At 68.6% G+C, this 18,274-nt stretch carries 20 protein-coding genes; 11 read left to right on the plus strand and 9 right to left on the minus strand.

The window, feature by feature from the left end; all coding sequences use genetic code 11:
- Window positions 1-99: 99 nt before the first annotated feature.
- From ACFMRZ_RS00095 to ACFMRZ_RS00115, 5 genes are read left to right on the plus strand one after another with little or no spacing between them, the layout of a single operon-like run.
- Window positions 100-627, plus strand: coding sequence for a hypothetical protein (locus tag ACFMRZ_RS00095; RefSeq protein ID WP_400177343.1), 528 nt, complete (start codon window positions 100-102; stop codon window positions 625-627).
- Window positions 624-965 (plus strand): hypothetical protein, encoded by a 342-nt coding sequence (locus tag ACFMRZ_RS00100; RefSeq protein ID WP_400177344.1) that lies wholly within the window; start codon window positions 624-626, stop codon window positions 963-965. Before ACFMRZ_RS00095 ends, ACFMRZ_RS00100 begins: the two co-directional genes overlap by 4 nt.
- On the plus strand, window positions 946-2,175 hold the full coding sequence (locus ACFMRZ_RS00105) for a hypothetical protein (RefSeq protein WP_400177345.1): 1,230 nt from the start codon (window positions 946-948) through the stop codon (window positions 2,173-2,175). Before ACFMRZ_RS00100 ends, ACFMRZ_RS00105 begins: the two co-directional genes overlap by 20 nt.
- A gap of 13 nt (window positions 2,176-2,188) precedes the next feature.
- Window positions 2,189-2,614: a hypothetical protein gene (locus ACFMRZ_RS00110; protein ID WP_400177346.1), complete on the plus strand. Its 426-nt coding sequence runs from the start codon at window positions 2,189-2,191 to the stop codon at window positions 2,612-2,614.
- A gap of 12 nt (window positions 2,615-2,626) precedes the next feature.
- Window positions 2,627-4,957 carry a hypothetical protein gene (locus ACFMRZ_RS00115; protein WP_400177347.1) on the plus strand — a complete coding sequence of 777 codons (2,331 nt, stop codon included), beginning with the start codon at window positions 2,627-2,629 and terminating at the stop codon, window positions 4,955-4,957.
- Window positions 4,958-5,042: 85 nt separating this feature from the next.
- Here the strand turns inward: ACFMRZ_RS00115 and ACFMRZ_RS00120 are convergent, their stop codons facing one another.
- From ACFMRZ_RS00120 to ACFMRZ_RS00150, 7 genes are all read right to left on the minus strand, one after another.
- On the minus strand, window positions 5,043-5,348 hold the full coding sequence (locus ACFMRZ_RS00120; protein ID WP_400177348.1) for a hypothetical protein: 306 nt from the start codon (window positions 5,346-5,348) through the stop codon (window positions 5,043-5,045).
- A 74-nt stretch (window positions 5,349-5,422) separates the two neighbouring features.
- A complete protein-coding gene (locus ACFMRZ_RS00125; protein ID WP_400177349.1) occupies window positions 5,423-5,620 on the minus strand; it encodes a hypothetical protein in 198 nt (65 codons plus the stop codon).
- Entirely contained in the window at window positions 5,617-5,787 is a 171-nt protein-coding gene (locus ACFMRZ_RS00130; protein WP_400177350.1) for a hypothetical protein, read from the minus strand. The genes ACFMRZ_RS00125 and ACFMRZ_RS00130 overlap by 4 nt, the downstream gene beginning before the upstream one ends.
- A complete protein-coding gene (locus tag ACFMRZ_RS00135) occupies window positions 5,787-6,110 on the minus strand; it encodes a hypothetical protein (RefSeq protein ID WP_400177351.1) in 324 nt (107 codons plus the stop codon). Before ACFMRZ_RS00135 ends, ACFMRZ_RS00130 begins: the two co-directional genes overlap by 1 nt.
- Before the next feature lie 230 nt (window positions 6,111-6,340).
- A complete protein-coding gene (locus ACFMRZ_RS00140; RefSeq protein WP_400177352.1) occupies window positions 6,341-7,510 on the minus strand; it encodes a helix-turn-helix domain-containing protein in 1,170 nt (389 codons plus the stop codon).
- Window positions 7,511-7,698: 188 nt separating this feature from the next.
- Complete coding sequence (locus ACFMRZ_RS00145; RefSeq protein WP_400177353.1) at window positions 7,699-8,094, minus strand: hypothetical protein; 396 nt, start codon at window positions 8,092-8,094, stop codon at window positions 7,699-7,701.
- On the minus strand, window positions 8,091-8,447 hold the full coding sequence (locus ACFMRZ_RS00150) for a hypothetical protein (RefSeq protein WP_400177354.1): 357 nt from the start codon (window positions 8,445-8,447) through the stop codon (window positions 8,091-8,093). Before ACFMRZ_RS00150 ends, ACFMRZ_RS00145 begins: the two co-directional genes overlap by 4 nt.
- 54 nt (window positions 8,448-8,501) lie before the next feature.
- Here ACFMRZ_RS00150 and ACFMRZ_RS00155 point away from each other — a divergent pair, with 54 nt between their 5' ends.
- From ACFMRZ_RS00155 to ACFMRZ_RS00170, 4 genes are all read left to right on the plus strand, one after another.
- A complete protein-coding gene (locus ACFMRZ_RS00155; RefSeq protein WP_400177355.1) occupies window positions 8,502-10,595 on the plus strand; it encodes a dihydroxyacetone kinase subunit DhaK in 2,094 nt (697 codons plus the stop codon).
- On the plus strand, window positions 10,592-11,053 hold the full coding sequence (locus tag ACFMRZ_RS00160) for a ribose-5-phosphate isomerase (RefSeq protein WP_400177356.1): 462 nt from the start codon (window positions 10,592-10,594) through the stop codon (window positions 11,051-11,053). The genes ACFMRZ_RS00155 and ACFMRZ_RS00160 overlap by 4 nt, the downstream gene beginning before the upstream one ends.
- Before the next feature lie 17 nt (window positions 11,054-11,070).
- Window positions 11,071-11,724 (plus strand): GPP34 family phosphoprotein, encoded by a 654-nt coding sequence (locus ACFMRZ_RS00165; protein WP_400177357.1) that lies wholly within the window; start codon window positions 11,071-11,073, stop codon window positions 11,722-11,724.
- A gap of 206 nt (window positions 11,725-11,930) precedes the next feature.
- Window positions 11,931-12,308, plus strand: a complete 378-nt coding sequence (locus tag ACFMRZ_RS00170; RefSeq protein WP_400177358.1) for a histidine phosphatase family protein — start codon at window positions 11,931-11,933, stop codon at window positions 12,306-12,308.
- Here ACFMRZ_RS00170 and ACFMRZ_RS00175 read toward each other — a convergent pair.
- Complete coding sequence (locus tag ACFMRZ_RS00175) at window positions 12,215-12,778, minus strand: TetR/AcrR family transcriptional regulator (protein ID WP_400177359.1); 564 nt, start codon at window positions 12,776-12,778, stop codon at window positions 12,215-12,217. The two genes, ACFMRZ_RS00170 and ACFMRZ_RS00175, sit on opposite strands and share 94 nt — an antisense overlap.
- Before the next feature lie 32 nt (window positions 12,779-12,810).
- On the minus strand, window positions 12,811-14,091 hold the full coding sequence (locus ACFMRZ_RS00180) for a PucR family transcriptional regulator (protein WP_400177360.1): 1,281 nt from the start codon (window positions 14,089-14,091) through the stop codon (window positions 12,811-12,813).
- 327 nt (window positions 14,092-14,418) lie between these two features.
- On the opposite strand from ACFMRZ_RS00180, the gene ACFMRZ_RS00185 reads away from it, so the two are divergent.
- Window positions 14,419-14,787: a hypothetical protein gene (locus tag ACFMRZ_RS00185; protein WP_280272448.1), complete on the plus strand. Its 369-nt coding sequence runs from the start codon at window positions 14,419-14,421 to the stop codon at window positions 14,785-14,787.
- Window positions 14,788-14,816: 29 nt separating this feature from the next.
- Window positions 14,817-17,984, plus strand: a complete 3,168-nt coding sequence (locus ACFMRZ_RS00190) for a carboxyl transferase domain-containing protein (RefSeq protein WP_400177361.1) — start codon at window positions 14,817-14,819, stop codon at window positions 17,982-17,984.
- The last annotated feature ends 290 nt before the right edge of the window (window positions 17,985-18,274 follow it).

Below are 18,274 nucleotides of genomic sequence, written 5' to 3' on the forward strand. Positions count from 1 at the left end.
GAGGGCAGCTTCGTCATCGGCAGTGGGTTCGGGCAGGGTATTTCGGAGGGTTCCGGCAAGAGCGCGCTCGCGCTCAACGCCATTACCGCGTACTCCAATGTGCAGAACAAGGTCGACGAAGAGCTTCGTTCGCCGACGGAGAACGCGCGGCTGATCGCGGTCGCGGCGCAGGGGTCGGCGGATCAGGCTGTCACTGACTCGCAGGCGGCGCTGAACGCCGCCCAAACCGCGGAGTCAACTGCGGCGTCGGCGAGCGACCGGGCGTCGTACTGGGAATCGGAATTCGTCGTGGCCTCGGCTGCCGTGGTGCTCGGCGATAATGAATTGTTGATCGGGTTGTGCCAGAACGTCCCCGGCGGATTGACCCGCACGATCACCAATATGCATGTCGCGCTGCTGTCGCAGCCGAACGGGATGACGTTCGAGCTGAAGAAGTGGAATTCTACCGGCACGACGGCGACCGTGCTCGGAACGTATTCGCTCGCGGCCGGGGTGATTCGCGCGAATTGGGCCAACCTCGGATTCGTTATGAATTCCCGCGAGCGGGTCTATCTGAATGTCACCTCGGTGACCGGGACCGACGCACCGAATGTTCTGCAGGTCCTTTTGTTTGGGGTGATGGAGTGAAGTATTTCGAGACCCGCTACGGCGCGGGCACCGGGCAGGAACGCTTGCCGATCCGGCCGGAGAAAGAGGCGTTGTGGGCGGCGGCGTTCGGTGTCGACGATCTGGATTACGTGTTCGATCTCGACACGCCCGCGACCGCAATACCCAAGATCAACGCTGCGATCGCCCGCTTCAACCACGACCCGGAATCGCTGCGGCCCCTGCTGCCTCCCGGCGAGCCGGGGGGTCTGGTGCGGTCGCGGCGAGTGCTGGAGCAGCTGCGGGCGACCCTCGCCGACCACGAGGACGCGTCGATCAGCGGCGCCATGGAAGACGAGAGTGTTCCTCCTACGCCGTAACCTGCCGTGGGCGTGGGCCGGGTGGATCGACGACTTCAACCGCCCGGTCCAGAACCCGATCCGGCAGCCGTGGAAGCGGTTCGGGAGCGGTGGCGGTGGCGACCTCAATTCGCTGCAAGAACTGCACATCCAGAATTACGGCAACCCCGCCCTCGCGGGCGGTGTGAGCTACGAATTCGAGCCGTTCACGCCGAATTACGGATTCGAAGCCGAGATATGGTTTCCGGCCCTCGGAATCGTCGCGCAGTCGTTCTGGGTCTACCTGATGAACAACTGGGCGAAAATCGGCGGCTCGCTGGCCTTCAAGCAGATCACGGCCATCGGTTGCGTGCATCAAATCGCTGACGGCGACACGATCAAGGTCTATCAGATCCCCAACCTCGGCGCGTCGGGCGATGTCATCGGGTCCGGTGCCGCGCCGGTCGCGTTCGACGGCAATTACTTCCGGCTGAAATTCTGGGTCGAGGCGGACCGCTGGGTGCGCTGCTGGATGAACAACATCTTCGTCTGCCAGGCCCAGCTGTCCGACGCCTACAAGACCAGTCCCGGGCACCGCGGCCTCAACCTGAACGCGCTGCGGACCGATGCGTGGGTGCGGTGGGTGAAGTGGTTCGACCGGCCGTCCTCGATCCCGTCGGCCGGTGTGTGGCAGTCGATCTTCTACGACGACTTCGCCCGTGCGGACGGCGCGGTCGGGAACGGCTGGACGCAGCTCGGCACCGCCGCGGCAATCGCCAGCGGCCGATGGGCGACGAACGGCACCGACGACGGCTCCCGCGCCATCATCCGCAACACCGGCCTCAGCACCGGCCGCGTCCGCGTCGAGGGCATCATCCGCGGTCCGAACAGCGTGGCCGACTGCTCGCTGCTCGCCCGCGTGAACGGCGCCGGCGGGACGCAGGCGGTCGCCGCGAACATCTACAGCAACAAGGTCTACATCTCACGATTGTCCGGGTCGATGACCTCGCCGACCTGGAGCGACTACATCGCCGTCACTTCCGGCGTCTCGATCGCCGACGGCGACCGGATCACCTTCTCGGTGTATGGCGATATCGCCTGGATCGAGCGGAACGGCACGCCGATCGCCTACGCCGGGAACCTCAACGCCGGTGTGCCCGTGGCGAATTCGTGGGCCGGGGCTCGAGTGTCCCGCGCCAGCTTCAACAACTCCGGCGCATGGGAAGACCTGCGCATCTATTCCGGCCTGTGAACAGGGGGCGCCCATGACCGTGCTGACCGGACGAATCACCGACCTCGCCGGGGTCGGCGAATCCGACACCGTCATATTCCGGGCGGCGCGACTGCGGGTGCTGCCGGGCCTCGGCGACATCATCAGCGACCGCCGCCACGCCTACGCACCGGACGAGACCGGCGTGATCACCACCGACGACTTCGAGCCCGGCCTCGCGATCGTCCGCATCGGCAGCGACGAGATCACGATCGACATCCCGGACTCGACCGCGCCCGTCCAGCTCGGGCCGCTCATCGACGCCGGCCTGCCGATCCCGCCGCAGGAGGAGCCGCGCGCCGTGATCGGCATCGGCATCCGGCGCCTGGAGCGCATCACCGAGAGCGACTTCGCCGCCCTGCTCGCGGCAGGCACCGCCGACCCCGACACCGAGTACTCGCTCGTCGCCGACCCCGATTAGGAGACGTCCACCATGGCCATTTTCACCGGCAAGTTCTACCCCCTGTTCTTCAAAAGCCTCCTGAACAAGGAGGTGGATTTCGACACCGACGTGATCAAGCTGATGCTGCTGGACAACAGCTACACCTTCAGCAACGCGCACCAATACAAGTCCTCGATCTCGGGCGAGGTGACCGGTACCGGCTACACCGCGGGCGGGCAGATCCTCACCGGCGCTGCGGTGAGCTTCGACTCGCCAACGAACGTGATCAAGATGGACGCCAACGATCCCGGCCTGGCCGGGGTCGACGATCACCGGCGCACGCAAGGCCGTCGCCTACAACAGCACGCCGGGCACCGACGCGGCTCGCCCGCTGATCGCGTATCTCGAATCGGATACCACACTGAGCACGACGTCCGGGCAGCTGTCGATCACCTTCGATGCCGCCGGGATCGCGACGATCGCGGTCGCCTGAGGGCCTGGCCTGTGCCCAAGTATCAGCGCGGCGCCGAGCCGATCGCGCGCTTCATCGGTTCGGAGCCGGTGCTGCGCAAATACATCGGCGAGCAGCTGGTGTGGGACGGCACGCGGTCCGTGGCCGCGCAGGCCGGGCGCGCTCACGCCTCGGCCGCCGTGCTCCCGGGCGTCGCGTCCGCGGCCGCCACGGCCACGGCGATAGCAGCGACAGCGAACGCGGTCGCCGGCACCGCCACAGCTACGGCGTCAGCCAATGGGCAGGTCGTTCCAGCGACGGCAACCGCGGCCGTGCTGTCGGCCGTGCCGCACGCCGACGCGGCTGCGACGGCGACCGCCGCGACGGCTTCCGCGGTGGCGTACGGCGCCACCGCTGAGATCTCGGCCGATGTCAACGTGAACGCTCTGGCCGCCACCGCGACCGCCGCGGTATTGACCGCAGCCGCGTCCACCGATGCCGCAGCAGTAGCGACCCCGGCGACCGCTGGAACGATCGTCTACGACGCAGTGGGCCAGGGCTCCGTGGCCGCCGCCGCCACACCCGCCACCGCGAGCGCGGCCGTGAACGGCGCGCAAGGATCGGCGGGCGCCACCGCCACCGCGAGCGCGGCCACCGCGCAGGCGGCAGTCACCTCGTCCGCCGCCTCGACCAGTTCCACCGTCGCGGCTACCGCCGCCACCGCGAGCGCGGCGGTGAGCGCGGCCACAGCCGCGGTGATCAACGCGTTCGTCGACGACTTCAACCGGACCGCCGGCACCGCCCTCGGCGCGTCTTGGACCGAGAACGGCGGCGATCTCGGCATCGCCAGCCCCGGCGTGCTTGCCGTGCAAGGCACGTCCAACAGCCGCCGGTGCGCGATCTGGAACACCGCGACCCAGACCTTCGCGCAGACCGTCGAATTCACGATCGCGACGACACCGAGCAATGCGTCGTCGTCCGGCGCCGTGCTGCGCTGCAACAGCGGCATGACGCAGATGGTCATCCTGTCGACGTCATCGACGCAGTGGGCGCTCGGGTCGATCACGGGCATCAACGGGACGTACGCGCCCATCGGCTCGTTCTCGACGACGCTGGCCGCCGGCGATGTGATCCGGGTGTCGGTCGACCAGGACAACGTCTACCGCGTCTACGTGAACGGCGTGAAGTCCGGGCCGTCGCTCACCAACTCGACTTACGCGGACAGCTCGCACCAGTATCTCGGACTGTGGGTGCAGCGCACCGGATCCGGCACCGGCATCTCGCACAGCCTCGACAACTTCAAGGCCTACGACACCCCGGCACTGGTCTCGGTCGCGAGCGACAATTTCAACCGGGCCAGCCTCGGCGCCAACTGGACGCAGGCCAGCCAGAACGGTGGCGCCCTCTACATCGCCGGTAGCACCGAACTGTCGGCGGTCGGTCTGCCGTCCTCGCCGATCTCGGTGATCTACCACAACACCGTGCTGCCCAGCAACAGCCAGGTCGTCCGCGCCCGGGTGAAGTGGAACTCGCGCAATCCGGAGCACTCGTCGATGTCGGTCGGGCTGCGTGCCGACCCGGCGTCCGGCCATCACGGCGTCCATTTCTGGTGGACGGCGACACTGATGGGGATCTGCATCTACACGACGGACCTCACCAACTTCGTGGCCGCGACCGGCACGGCCGACTACGTCAGCACGAGCAAGTTCGCCGAGAACGCCCTCGTCGAGCTGCGCGCCGAGGGCACCGTCTACACAGCTATGGTGAACGGCTCGCAGGTGCTGCAGGGCACCTTCACCACCGTGCAGGCACCGCTGACCAACCATGTCGCCTCGATCCACGGCGAAGACAACAGCGCGGTCAGCGGCGGCGGCGAGCCGGGCGGCAACGTGGACGATTGGGCGTCGTACGTCGTCCCCGCTGCGGCGTGATCAAACTAGACTCGACAGTGCCGTGACACGACGGCGCAAACCGAAACCGCCTCGGTCCCATAGGGATCGAGGCGGTTTTGCTATGTCAGGACTCCGTCCGGTCGGCGCGAGAGCGTCGCGGTAGCGCGTCGAGGATGCCGAGCACGGCAATGAACAGACCGGCGATCACGCCCAGCAATTCACCACTGGCGAAACCAGCGACGAACAGGACGAGCCCGAACGTGATGATGATTGCTTCGACGACTCTGCGGTACATGGCGTTCGGTGTCTCCCGTCGTACGACCCTGCCCAGTGCATACGAATCCGCCTCGGTCCCGTTACGGACCGGGGCGGATTTCGTCGTGTTGGTGGGCGTTTCCAGGGCGCCATCGGTGGAGTCCGGCGAGGACACGCAGCAGCACGGTGATGTGCGGGCGCGGTGAACGCTGGACCCACAGCAGTTCGGTCGGGATTCGCTGGGGCAGATCACCCATGGCCCTGCTCGCGTAGCCACGTGTCGAGGTCGGCGAGCGATCCGGAGGCGACTTCGCGGAAGCCGTCGCACAGCTGCCACCCGAACGGGGCGTCGGACTTCGGCCGGAGGCAGAGCCCGGCGGCGTGGGCTGCGCTGGCGATGTGCGGTGCGCGGTCCCGCCAGTCGTACGTGTGTCCGGGTTCGCTCACTTGAGCGGCTCCCAGATGCGATGGGACGCAGCGGTGAACGCCCGGCAGCCGCCGTGTCCGGCGTGGGTCGACAGCATGTATTGGGCGTGAGCCAGCGTCAGATCCGGGGGCGCTTCATCGCAGCCGTTGCGTAGCGCCCATCGGTCGGCGAGGGATCGGGTGATCATCAGGCCCGCCCGGAGTCGGGCCTGATCCGGCCTGCCTCGACGAGGAGGTGGTACGCCATGCTCTTGCGCGGGCATTCGACGCGGACGCAGGAGCGGTGGCGTTGCATCGTGCGGTGAGCTTCGATGAGCGACATCGGCTCGTCGGGCACTTCGTGGGGCCATCCGTGTGGCCAGACCGAGACGTCCATGTCCGGTTCGGGGGCGGGGTGGATGAGTGCCGGGGTGGGTGTGTAGCGCGAGGGGCGCTCGGGGGCGTAGAGGGCGATCGCGGCCATGACGACGAGCGCAGCCACGATGCCGACGAGAGCGACGAACTGGGCCATTGTGTCCTCGGGTGGTGAGTCCGACAGGGGTTCCGTGGCGCCGGACCGCCGCCGACCTCTCTGGCTACGAACCCTCGCGGATTCTCGGCCGACGGCGTGCCCCCCTCGCGAGGAGGGGAGTGCGCCCGGCGTCACGGGCTGACCTCAGGGTCGCCCTGGTCAAGGAGACAAGACAATGGCCCTTCTGGTCCCGTCGGACCGGAAGGGCCATTTTCGGCCTGCGGTTTCGCTCAGTACTCGAGCTTGATTGCGTCGGCCAGTTCGCGCATGTCGTCGGTCAGGGTGCGTCGCTGGGTGATGGTGCGCCTGAGGACATCTCGGGCGTACCTCTGCTGTGGCAACCACTCGGGTGCCACCGACCGAACTTGTTGCAGCACGGCCACAGCCTCACCGTGCTGCCCGAGCTGGACGTGCGCATTGGCGACATCCAGCCGGTGACGCAACCGGCCAGCGGCCATGGGGGAGAGCACATTCGTGGGAAGCGATTTCGCGATGGACAAGGTCTTGTCCGGCTTGCCTGCGATGATGTGGCATTCGCCGGTGATCTGCGCGACTGTGACAGGCCCGAACAGCCGGTTGGGGTTGGGGTCGTACAGCACCTCGTGACCGATCCGGTCCGCGGCGGCGCGCGCAAGGCTGAGTGCATCCTCGGTCTCGCCGGGGTTGTTGTCGCGTACCCCGATGTTCGCCACGTACAACCACAGCCGTCCCCACAGTGCCAGCTGGGAGGCCGTCGCTCGGGAGAATCGCGGCTCGATGTCGTCGGCCCACCGGATCGCCAGTGTACGGGCCTTCCGCAGATTCCCTTGACGAATGTGGGTCCATATCAGCGCGTTGACCGCGGCGACGGCCATTCCGCGTTCCGGTGCTATGTCGATCGCACGATCGAGAGTCATCGCTGCGGTATCGAACTGACGGTTCTGGGTCAGCATCCAGCCTGTCATGCTCAGCAACCGGCTGCGGATAGCGCGCCCTTCGCTGTCCGTGAGAGTCTCGGCGTCGCGCAGCAGCGCGGGCAGCAGAGCTGAAATCTCGCGGTAGCGGTGGGCGTCGATCAGCGGCCGGAGTTCTTCGTAGGCTGCCTGTGTTCCTTCGTTGGTGGCAGGTTCGTCGGCGGGTGCCACATCCTGCCCGACGAGGGCGCGGCGTACCTGCGCCCACAAGTCCTCGGTCTCGGTGTCGGCATGCTCGGCATCGCGCCGGACCTGAAGGTCCGATGTCCGGACGCGCAGTCCGACAGCCAGTTTGCGCAAGGTCTCGAGCCTCACGTCGGCGCGTTCACCCTGCTCGACCTTCTTGATGGTTGACAGGGATACTCCGGATGCCGCAGCAAGCTCTGGCTGCGTGAGCCCGCGGCGCTTTCGCACATTTCTCAGACGTTCGCCCAAATCCACACTCATACCACGAGGCTACGACCGATTCGGCGAGTCGTACAGGATTCGGTGGTGGTGAGTATAGAATCGGGATCCGCGACGCCCACACTCATAGTCGCAGGAAAGCCGCCTCATCCTGATGGGTCGAGGCGGCTTTTCGTTCGCGCGAAAGAGCCGTCCGGCGGGGAAGTCCGGGCGGCTCTGCGGGGGAGTGGTCAGAGTGTGGGCTCAGTGGACGCGGCAGATGGGGCCGGTGTCCTGCCGTTGGCGGCATCCCATGCTTGCTGGTCGGCGATGTACCAGATGTTCACTTGCGTTCCGTCCGCAGTGCGGCCCACCCAGTGACGTGTTCCGCTGTGGCGATATATCGGGCGGCCGAGGCCGAGCGCGGCACCCCACTGTGCGGCCACGGCATTTGCGTCGTCGCCCTTGATGATCGCGGCCAGCCTCATATCGTGCGAGCCGTCGCGGGCGTAGTCGTACATCCAGCGCAGTGGCGCCAGGTGCGGCGCGAGTCCGTTCATGTAGGTCCGCGCCGTCTTGTTCACGAGGTAGCTGAGTTCGCCGGGGTCGAATGCGGCCCGCACGCTGGCCTTCTCGGTAGTGGTCATCTCGCCACCGCCGACGGCATCACGATGACGGATGCCGTGCCGACACCGGCCCCGACGATCGCGCCCGCCGCGGCACCGGCGGCGATACCGACCGGGATGGTGACCGGGCAGGCGAGGCCGATGGTGGGCGCGCAGGCGATGCTGCCCATCACCGCGCCGGTGACGCCGCCGACGGTGGTGCCGATGAGGGTGTCGCCCGCGATGATGGCGAGCGCCTCGGCCGTGGCGACATCTTGGGCGGGGGTCATGGCGACCGGCGCGGGCGCGGCGGCGTGCGATGGGGCCGTGGCGAAGGCGATACCGGTGGCGGTGAAGGCGAGCAAGGATGCGGCAGCCCAGAGGGTCCGGGACATGAGGTTCTCCTGAGTCGGTGGAAAGTACCCGGCTATCGTCACTTCTCCGAGGACATGCTGACCGGATTCCTCGACGCCAATGCGGAATACGTGGTCGGCGTGCCCGGGGGCGTGGTGCGGTTCGCTCCCACCCGGCCAGGCAAGGTGGCCGTGGTGGTCGGTGGAGGGTCGGGACACTACCCGGCATTCTGCGGGGTGGTGGGTCCCGGCTTCGCCGACGGCGCGGTGGTCGGCAACATCTTCACCTCGCCGTCGGCCGCCGACGCGGTCTCGGTCGCGCGGGCCGCCGACAGCGGTGCCGGGGTGCTGCTCACCACCGGCAATTACGCGGGTGACGTGATGAATTTCGGCCTGGCCGTGGAACAGTTGAACGCCGACGGGATCGCCGCGCGCTATTTCGCGGTCACCGACGACATCGCCAGCGCGCCCGCCGGTGAAGAGGACCGGCGGCGCGGAATCGCCGGGGATTTCACGGTTTTCAAGTGCGCGAGCGCGGCGGCGGAGGACGGTTACGACCTCGACGGCGTGACTCGGGTCGCGGCGCTGGCCAACCGCAACACCCGGACGCTCGGCGTCGCGTTCGACGGCTGCACGCTGCCCGGCGCGGCGGGCCCGCTGTTCACCGTCGAGAAGGGGACCATGGGCCTGGGTCTCGGCATCCACGGTGAGCCGGGCGTCGCGACCCACGACCTGCCCGCCGCCGCAGACCTCGCCCGCTTGCTCGTCGAGGGTGTGCTGGAGGACCGTCCTTCCGGCGGCGGGACGCGAATCGCGGTGATTCTCAACGGTCTCGGCCGCACAAAGTACGAGGAACTGTTCGTCCTCTGGGGCACCGTCGCCCCGTTGCTGCGCGCTGCGGGCTACACCGTCGTACATCCCGAGGTCGGAGAACTCGTCACCAGCCTCGACATGGCAGGCTGCTCCCTCACGGTCATGTGGCTCGACGACGAACTGGAACGATTGTGGACCGCACCGGCCGACACCCCGGCATACCGGCGCGGCACGATTTCCGGTGTAGGCAAGACATTTTCAGGCGCAGGCGACGCGGCGGACAGCGGCGTACACTCGTTCGGTGAGGTCGCACGCGCGTCCGGTCGCGTCGCCTCGGATGGTGCGGTACGAGGTCCACACCGGACTGCTGCCGAGACCACTTTCTCTGAGCGTCCCGCCGTCCCATCGCCGGATTCCGCCCTCGGCCACGCGTATTCGGGAGGTTCGGCGCATGGATCGTCCGGGCATGGAATCGGGGAGAGGGCTGGGCTGTCGCCGAGCCGTGCTGCCGAGATGGCGAGCAGCGCACCGGAAAGGGCGGAGGCGGACGACCGCAATCGCGTCGAGCGGCCACGCCACCGAGCGGGGTCGGGAGAGCCGCATGGAATGGGCGGGACCGCAGCCGAAGACGAGGTAGGTCGCGGTGTCGGGCAGGCGGCGGGCCGTTCCGCCGACGGCACGGTGGAGCCGACCACATCCGGGGCCGGTGGTTCCGGCCGAGCGGCCGCCGATGCCGCGGGGCGGGAATGCGGTGTGTGGGTCGCGCGCGCATTGCGGGCTGTGGCGGCGGAAATGGTTGTGGCGGAGGAGGAATTGGGTCGTATCGATGCCGTTGCCGGGGATGGGGATCACGGGCGCGGCATGGTCCGGGGTACCGCGGCGGCTCGTGCGGCTGCCGACGCCGCGGTGGCTCAGGGTGCCGGGCCGGGCAGTGTCTTGAAGGCCGCCGGTGCGGCGTGGGCCGCGCAGGCGGGCGGCACGTCCGGAGTGTTGTGGGGTGCGGCGCTGACCGCGCTCGGCGGTCGGCTCGGTGGCGTCGGGATCCCGGGAAACGCGGAAATCGTTGCGGGAGTGCGGGATGCCTATGACGCACTCACCCGGCTCGGTCGCGCGCAACCGGGCGACAAGACCATGCTGGACGCGCTGCTGCCATTCCTCGTGGCCGCCGAACGCGGCGAAAGCTGGCGTGCCGCAGTAGAAATCGCCGAGGCCGCCGCTCAGGAGACGGCGACCCTGCGTCCGCGGATCGGCCGGGCCCGGCCGCTGGCCGAACGGAGCGTGGGCAGTCCCGACGCGGGCGCGATCTCCCTCGCCCTGTGCGTGCGCACGGTGGTCAGCGAATTGGAAACCGTTGTCGCGGAAGGAGTTCGCCGATGACCGGGCAGCTACGCATCGTGGTCGGCTGCGACGACGCGGGCCTCGACTACAAGAACGCCATCAAGGCGGACCTGGAGGCCGACGAGCGCGTGGCCGAGGTGCTCGACGTAGGTGTCGGGGCCGAGGAGCACACCGCCTACCCGCACATCGCGGTGGCGGCAGCCCGCCTGATCACCGACGGCAAGGCGGACCGGGCGCTGCTCGTCTGCGGCACCGGGCTCGGCGTCGCGATCAGCGCCAACAAGGTGCCGGGGATCCGCGCCGTCACCGCCCATGACAGCTTCTCCGTGGAGCGGTCGGTGCTCAGCAACGACGCCCAGGTGCTGTGCTTCGGGCAGCGCGTGGTCGGCCTCGAACTGGCCCGGCGGCTGGCCAAGGAATGGCTCGGCTACCACTTCGATCCCGAGTCGGCGTCGGCGGCGAAGGTGGCGGCGATCCGGCGGTACGAGAGCGCCTGACGCGTAAGGTCGGCGGGGTGACGGTCGCAGAGGAATTCCTGTTGCTCGCCTACCGCAACGACACCGGCAAGCCGCGGATCGGCGGCACCCAATTGAACGCCGCGCTGGCCGGCGCCGCGATCGTGGAACTCACCCTCGCGGGCGCTCTGCGCCTGACCGAGGCCGACGAACCCGGTCACAAGAAAGGCCGCCTCGTAGCCACCGGCACCCAACCGGACGACCCGCGCCTAGCCGAACTCGTCACCGTCGCCCACGGCCGCAAACCCAAGGACGCCGTCGGCAAGGTCGCCGGCTTCGGCGCCTGGCGCAGTCCCTCCCAGAACCTGCGCGAGGCCCTGCTCCACGACCTCGCCGACGCCGGCCGATGCACCGCCGCCACCACCAAAATCCTCGGCCTCTTCCCGACCACCACGTGGAAACCGAACCCCACCGGCGACAAATCCGCCATCGAGCGCCGCGTACGCGCCGCGGTCGTCGACGCGACCACCCCCGACGACCGCACCGCCGCCCTCCTCTCGATCCTGCACGCCGTAGACCTCCTCCCCTCTTCCCCGACGCCGACAAACGCGCCCTCAAACGCCGCGGCAAGGAAATCAGCGAGAGCGAATGGGGCGGCCCCGCAGTCCGCAAGGCCGTCCAGGAAGTCCAAGCCGTCACGGTCGCCGTCATAGTCGCCACCACCACAGCCACCACCGCAGGCAGCTGACACGTTGGTGGCCCGGCCCGCACGGACACAATCGGCCACCAAGTGGCGAAAATGGCCGTCTCGCAGCAGTTCGTGACCGCCCAGGCCGGATCCGCTCCGATGCGAGCAAGGGGATGCCGCGCTGGCGGTCCGCGAGTTGGCGCGGCGGCGTGCGGAAATGCCACGGCCCGTATGGATTACGACATCGGACCTGGCTCGCTGTGCCGAGACGGCGGGGATCGTGGGCGTTGGGAGTCTCCCGTAACCGAGGATTCTCGGTTACGGGAGATCAGTTTCGGGGAGGCCGAGGAGCGGCCGAACGCATGGCTGGCGGAGCGGCAGGTGCCCGCTCCCGATCATGATCGGCTCGATCATCGTGGACCGATCGTGGGGGCCGAGACGCGGCGGGAAGTGGCGAGCCGGGTCGGTGCGTGTGTGACGGAGTGTTGTGGCTCTTGCCGATACCTCGCACTTGGTCAGGCGGAGGTTACGGTCGTGAGTGCGTGCAGCGACTCCTGCATGAAATCCGCCAGATCGCGGCTGGCGGGATGTTCGATCCAGCGCTCGTAGGAGATTTTGAAGACGGCGATGCCTGCCTCGGCGGCGAGGCTCGCGGCGGGGTCCGGGACGCCTCGGCGGCGCAGGGCGGCGGCCAGGGCCGAGGCCAGGGCGGCCAGTTTCATCAGCTCGCGCTCTTGCAGTTCGGTATTCGCGGCGATGGCCGCGTGGCGGCGGCGGTTGAAATCGGGGTTCTGCTGGAAGAGGTCGGCGGTGGCGCGCAGGGCGATGCCGATCGCGGCCAGCGGTGCCGCCGACTCGGGCGCGGCATCCAGTGCGCCGACCATGAGGTCGCGCAGCGCGTCCTGGCCCGAGAACAGGACCTCGCGTTTGTCGGCGAAATAGCGGAAGAAAGTTCGCTCGGTCAGTCCGGCGCGCTGGGCGATCTCGGCGACGGTGGTCTGGTCGAATCCGCGCTCGGCGTACAGCTCGAGCGCCGCCTGGACCAGGCGGCCGCCCGCGTTGGGTTCCCATCGACTCATCCCACGATCCTATTTGCCGACAGGAACTGACATCAACGTGCGCGGGACTCGTTCCGATCGCCGGCGTAGCTGCGGGCGACGAGTGCGGACCGCAGATACCACAGGCCCGCGGCGTGGGTGGGATCGAATCCGGTCAGGCTGCCGATGCGTTTGAGGCGGTAGTCGACGGTGTTGGTGTGCACGTGGAGAAGTCGGGCGGTCTTCTGCCGGTTCAGATTGTGCGCGATGTGGGTGCGCAGCGTTTCGAGGAGTTCGGGATGCTGGTCGAGCGGCGCGAGCAGCGCACGCAGAAAGTCCAGGCCTGGCCCCGGCCTGGTCAGCTGGTATTCGAGGGCGAGATCGTCGAAGCGGTACAGGCCCGGCTCCAGGTCGAGGCGGGTGACCATGTCGAGCAGTTGGTGCGCCTGGTCGGCCGCGCGCGGAATGGCGTCGGTCTCGGTGGTGACGACGGTCGCGGTGACCGGTACGCGCGCGGCGAGTGAGAGTGCGGCGATGAGTTCGTCGAGGGTGTCGAGTTCTTCGGTGTGGGGGAGGAGGAGGGTGCCGCCGTCGGTGGAGAGGAGGTGGAGGGGTGTGGTGTGGGTGGTGGTGGCGAGTTGGGCTTGGAGTCGGCGGAGTTTGCGGCGGGCGATGATGTGGGGGTTGAGGGTGGGGTTGTGTTCGTCGGGGTGTGGGGGGATGTGGAGGGCGAGGGTGTGGTAGGTGTCGGTGGTTTCGATGCCGCATTCGCGGGTGAGGGTGGTGGTGGGGTGTCCGCTGAGGAGGGCGGTGGTGAGGGTGTGGACGGCGGTGTGGTGTTCGGTGACGACGGTTTTGAGTTCGCGGACGTAGGCGGTGGAGACGGTGGTGGTCATGGTGTCGAGGATGTCGATGATGAGGGTGGTGGCGTGGGTGAGGGTGTGGTAGTCGGTGGGGGTGAGGGTGGTGTCGGTGTCGGTGGTGGTGTGGAGGGTGTTGGTGGTGTGGGTGATGACGAGGTCGAATCCGATTTTGACGCCTTCGTGGATGGCGTGGTGGATGGTGTCGATGGGGATGCCTTCGCGGGCCCAGGTGGTGGCGGCGTCGGTGAGGCGTTGGGTGTGGTGGGGGAGGTTGTGGCCGTCGAGGATGGTGATGGCGAGTTCGAGGCAGGTGCGGGTGATGGTGGTGATGTCGCCGTGGAGGGCGTCGCCGGGGAGGGTGGCGCAGGGGGCGATGTGTTCGATGAAGTGGCCGACGATGTGTTGGGAGAGGGTGCGGACGTCTTTGAGGGGTGAGGTGAGGGGGTGTCCGGATATGGTGAGGCCGGCCCGGCCCGGAGTGGCAACAGACATCGGAAAGACTCCTTCTCCATCCCCGTGACGGCGGCGCACAATCCTTCGGCGAACACCGCCTGTGGCCCTAACTTAACTCGCCGGTAACTTGGATGGCCGGTCGCGGCCCGGGATCTGTTCGATCGGGTAACGCCGAGGGCGTCGCATGGTGATTCATAACAAAGTAAGTGTTTCGCGGAGTGCTGTGAACCGTCCCAACCGGTCAGGTGACCAACGGAGCTATGACCCAAAGTTTGCTGGGCGATTCGATCGCGCCGCGCGCCGCACCTACCGTCGGCACTGCACTGACAACACCATCGTCGGCACGTCCCACGGGAGGGGAACACCATGGACGCGGACGGTTCCGGCGACGAACGGGACGGCCCGAGGCCCCGCCCGCGTAGCGCTCCGGACCCGGGCAGGCTGATACAGGTCGGGCTGCAACTGGCGCTGGTGTTGCTGGATGCCTCCGATTCGGCGACCTCCGAGCTGCTGGGCAAACTCGAGCGGGCCGCCGCCGAGTGCGCTCGCAGCGCCGTGCCGATCGATACGGTCCAGCACGCTATCCACGAGAGCATCGCGGTCATGATCGAGCAGTTCCGGGCGGACCCGCACTGGGCGGGCGGAAATATCGACCCGTCCGCGGTGGTGCGCGTCCTCGACGTGCTGACCTCGGCGGTATCCCGCGGCTATCGCAACGAACTGCGGGAGGAGTAGGACCGGGAACGGTGTGCGATCGTGGCGACATGCATCTAGTAGTGGCGAATCGGGGCGAGGTGGCGGTCCGGCTGTTGCGGACCGCGCGGGATCGGGGCTACTCCACGCTGGTCCTGCATACCGGCGAGGAGGCCGCCTCGCTGCCGGTGCGGCTGGCCGACGATGCCGTGCGACTGCCCGGCGAGGGCGCCGCGGCCTACCTCGACAGCACGGCCGTGGTGGCGGCGGCCCGAACGGCCGGACCGGGTGCGCTGGTGCATCCGGGATACGGATTCCTCAGTGAGAGCGCCGATCTGGCGGCGGCTTGCGCCGCGGCGGGCTTGGTCTTCGTGGGACCGGCGCCGGAGGTGCTGCGCGTCTTCGGCGACAAGGTGGCCGCCCGCGCCACCGCCGCGCGGGCCGGAGTGCCGGTACCGGCCGCGACCGCCGCGGGCGCCGGTCCGGCCGAGATCGAAACCCTGCTGGCCGAGCACCCGCGCGGCGTCGTGATCAAGGCCGTGGCCGGTGGCGGTGGTCGCGGGATGCGGGTGGTGCGCACGGCCGCCGAGGTAGAGCAGGCGTACGCGCTGTGCCACGCCGAGGCGACGGCGGGTTTCGGCGACGGGACGCTGTACGCGGAGACGCTGGTGCCCCGTGCCCGCCATATCGAGGTGCAGGTGGTCGCCGACGGCGCGGCCGCCGTCGCACTGGGTGACCGCGATTGCAGCGTGCAGCGCCGTCACCAGAAACTGATCGAGGTGGCGCCGGCGCCGAATCTCGATGCGGCGCTGCGGGATCGGCTGCACCAGGCCGCGGTCCGGATCGCCGAGTCGGTGGGCTGCCGCGGCGTGATCACCGTCGAATTCCTGGTAGACGGCGCGGATGCCTGGTTCCTCGAGGTCAATCCCCGGCTGCAGGTCGAGCACACCGTGACCGAGGAGGTGTTCGGCGTCGATCTGGTCGCGGTACAACTCGACTTGGCGCGCGGGCGCACGCTCGCCGACCTGGCACTGCCCGACCGTCCGCGCGGGTGCGCCGTGCAGGCCCGGGTGAACGCGGAAACCATGACCGCACAAGGCGATCCGATGCCCAGCACCGGCATCGTCGCGCAGTTCGCGGCGCCGTCGGGCCCCGGAGTGCGGGCCGACACCGCGTGTTTCTCCGGGCAGCGGCAGAGCGCGCGCTTCGATTCACTGCTGGTCAAGGTGATCGCTCGCGGCTCGTCGTTCCCGGCGGCCGTGCGGCGGTGCTCCGACGCGCTGACGGAGACGGTGGTCTCGGGGGTCGACACCAATATCGGGATGCTGCGGGCCGTACTCGACTGCCTCGACGAACCGGTCGCCACCTCGTGGTTCGAGGACCATCTAGACGAAATACACGCCCGCGCAGCGGAATACGGCTCGGTGCCAGCGACCGGCACAGTCGCCGGGCCGACCGAATCGACCGTGCTGCTCGCCGAGGAGGAAGCCGTGCGCGCCCCGATGGGCGGCACCGTGATCGCGCTGGCGGAGCCCGGCACGATCCATGCCGCCGGGTCGGAAGTGGCTGTGCTGGAGGCGATGAAGATGCAGCACGTGGTGCGCGCCGAACGCGCGCTGCGGATCCTGCGCCACGCGGTCGAGCCGGGCGCGGTGGTCGACCCGCACGCCGCGCTGCTGACCTGGGCCCCGGCCGAACGCGACGGCGAGGTGAGCGAAAACGGCGCGGTGGACCCGGATTTCGTGCGCGCCGATCTGGCGGAGGTGCGGCGGCGGCACGAGATCGGCCGGGACTCGGCGCGACCGGAGGCGGTCGCCAAGCGGCACCGGCTGGGGCGGCGCACCGCCCGCGAGAACATCGCCGATCTGGTGGACGCCGACAGTTTCATGGAATACGGCGCCCTGACCGTCGCCGCGCAACGGCAGCGCCGCAGCCTGGAGGACCTGATCGAGCGGACGCCCGCCGACGGTCTCGTCGCCGGCGTCGCGACGATCGACGCCGACCGCTTCGGCCCCGAATCCGCTCGCGCCGTGGTGATGTCCTACGACTACACGGTGCTCGCGGGCACCCAGGGCGTGCGCAACCACGCCAAGACCGACCGCATGCTCGCACTCGCCCGTGACCAGCATTTGCCGGTGGTGTTCTTCACCGAGGGCGGTGGTGGCCGGCCCGGCGACACCGACCACGGCGGCATCTCGTGGCTCGATGTCACCACCTTCCGCGCCATGGGTGCGCTGTCCGGCCGGGTGCCGCTCGTCGGCATCGTCTCCGGCCGCTGCTTCGCGGGTAACGCGGCCCTGCTCGGCATGTGCGACGTCGTGATCGCCACGCCCGACGCCAATATCGGGATGGGCGGCCCGGCCATGATCGAGGGCGGCGGGCTCGGGGTGTACGCGCCGGAGGACATCGGCCCGATCGAGGTGCAGCGCCGCAACGGCGTCGTCCACGTGGTTGCCGCCGACGAGGCCGAGGCGGTCGCCACCGCCCGCCGGTACCTGTCGTACTTCCAGGGGCCGGTGTCGGAGTGGGAGGCGCCCGATCCGCGGCTGGCACGGCACGTGGTTCCGGAGAACAGGCTGCGCGCCTTCGATATTCGCGCCGCGATCGCCGCCGTGGCCGATCTGGGATCGGTACTCGAGCTGCGCCGGGACTGGGGCATCGGCATCGTCACCGCGCTGATCCGGGTGGAGGGCCGCCCGTTCGGCGTGATCGCCAACGACTGCCGCCACCTCGGTGGCGCCATCGACGCGCCCGCCGCCGACAAACTCGGCGCCTTTCTGCGGTTGTGCGACGCGCACGATGTGCCCATCGTTTCCCTCTGCGACACACCGGGTTTCATGGTGGGACCGGATGCGGAGAAGGAGGCCACCGTCACCCGCTTCAGCCGGTTGTTCATCGACTCGGCCGCGCTGCGGGTGCCGTTCGGCACGGTCATCGTGCGCAAGGGCTACGGTCTCGGCGCGCAGGCGATGGCGGCCGGATCGTTTCGCGCTCCGCGATTCGTCGTCGCCTGGCCCACGGGCGAGATCGGCGGCATGGGCCTGGAGGGCGCGGTACGCCTGGGGTTCGCCAAGGAACTCGATGCCATCGCGGACCCGGACGAGCGGCGGGCGGCGTTCGAGAACCTGGTCCGGCTCGCCTACGACAGCGGTAAGGCCCTCACCGCCGCGACCGTCGGAGAACTCGACGACGTGATCGATCCCGCCGACACCCGGCGCTGGATCCGGACGTTGCGCTGAGCGGCCGGGGGACTCGAGCGTACGTCCAGTCGGGCAATCCCCTAACGTCCGGCGGTCCTGGATAAATGTTTACATACACCCTGACCAGGCATGTTATTCAGGGTTACATACATCACCCCCTAACCTGCCCGATCGGCCTGGTCTTCCGTGCGCTTCGCGGTATGTTTGCTTGGCGATTGCGCGGTATCGGTACCGGGCAATCGGTGGACACGAGCCGGTTCCCTTCGGCTCGTACTCGTCCGTCCGCGTGCGGACGGACGATCTCGGATAGCCGGCGCCGCCGGTTCGGG

The sequence above is a fragment of the Nocardia sp. N2S4-5 genome, from assembly GCF_044628355.1.
GTDB lineage: Bacteria > Actinomycetota > Actinomycetes > Mycobacteriales > Mycobacteriaceae > Nocardia > Nocardia wallacei_B.

Coding starts and splice junctions, on each gene's coding strand:
- ACFMRZ_RS00110 (WP_400177346.1), top strand. CDS start 2,189: ATGACCGTGCTGACCGGACGAATCACCGACCTCGCCGGGGTCGGCGAA.
- ACFMRZ_RS00115 (WP_400177347.1), top strand. CDS start 2,627: ATGGCCATTTTCACCGGCAAGTTCTACCCCCTGTTCTTCAAAAGCCTC.
- ACFMRZ_RS00130 (WP_400177350.1), bottom strand. CDS start 5,787: ATGATCACCCGATCCCTCGCCGACCGATGGGCGCTACGCAACGGCTGC.
- ACFMRZ_RS00135 (WP_400177351.1), bottom strand. CDS start 6,110: ATGGCCCAGTTCGTCGCTCTCGTCGGCATCGTGGCTGCGCTCGTCGTC.
- ACFMRZ_RS00140 (WP_400177352.1), bottom strand. CDS start 7,510: ATGAGTGTGGATTTGGGCGAACGTCTGAGAAATGTGCGAAAGCGCCGC.
- ACFMRZ_RS00145 (WP_400177353.1), bottom strand. CDS start 8,094: ATGACCACTACCGAGAAGGCCAGCGTGCGGGCCGCATTCGACCCCGGC.
- ACFMRZ_RS00150 (WP_400177354.1), bottom strand. CDS start 8,447: ATGTCCCGGACCCTCTGGGCTGCCGCATCCTTGCTCGCCTTCACCGCC.
- ACFMRZ_RS00155 (WP_400177355.1), top strand. CDS start 8,502: ATGCTGACCGGATTCCTCGACGCCAATGCGGAATACGTGGTCGGCGTG.
- ACFMRZ_RS00160 (WP_400177356.1), top strand. CDS start 10,592: ATGACCGGGCAGCTACGCATCGTGGTCGGCTGCGACGACGCGGGCCTC.
- ACFMRZ_RS00170 (WP_400177358.1), top strand. CDS start 11,931: ATGGATTACGACATCGGACCTGGCTCGCTGTGCCGAGACGGCGGGGAT.
- ACFMRZ_RS00175 (WP_400177359.1), bottom strand. CDS start 12,778: ATGAGTCGATGGGAACCCAACGCGGGCGGCCGCCTGGTCCAGGCGGCG.
- ACFMRZ_RS00180 (WP_400177360.1), bottom strand. CDS start 14,091: ATGTCTGTTGCCACTCCGGGCCGGGCCGGCCTCACCATATCCGGACAC.
- ACFMRZ_RS00185 (WP_280272448.1), top strand. CDS start 14,419: ATGGACGCGGACGGTTCCGGCGACGAACGGGACGGCCCGAGGCCCCGC.
- ACFMRZ_RS00190 (WP_400177361.1), top strand. CDS start 14,817: ATGCATCTAGTAGTGGCGAATCGGGGCGAGGTGGCGGTCCGGCTGTTG.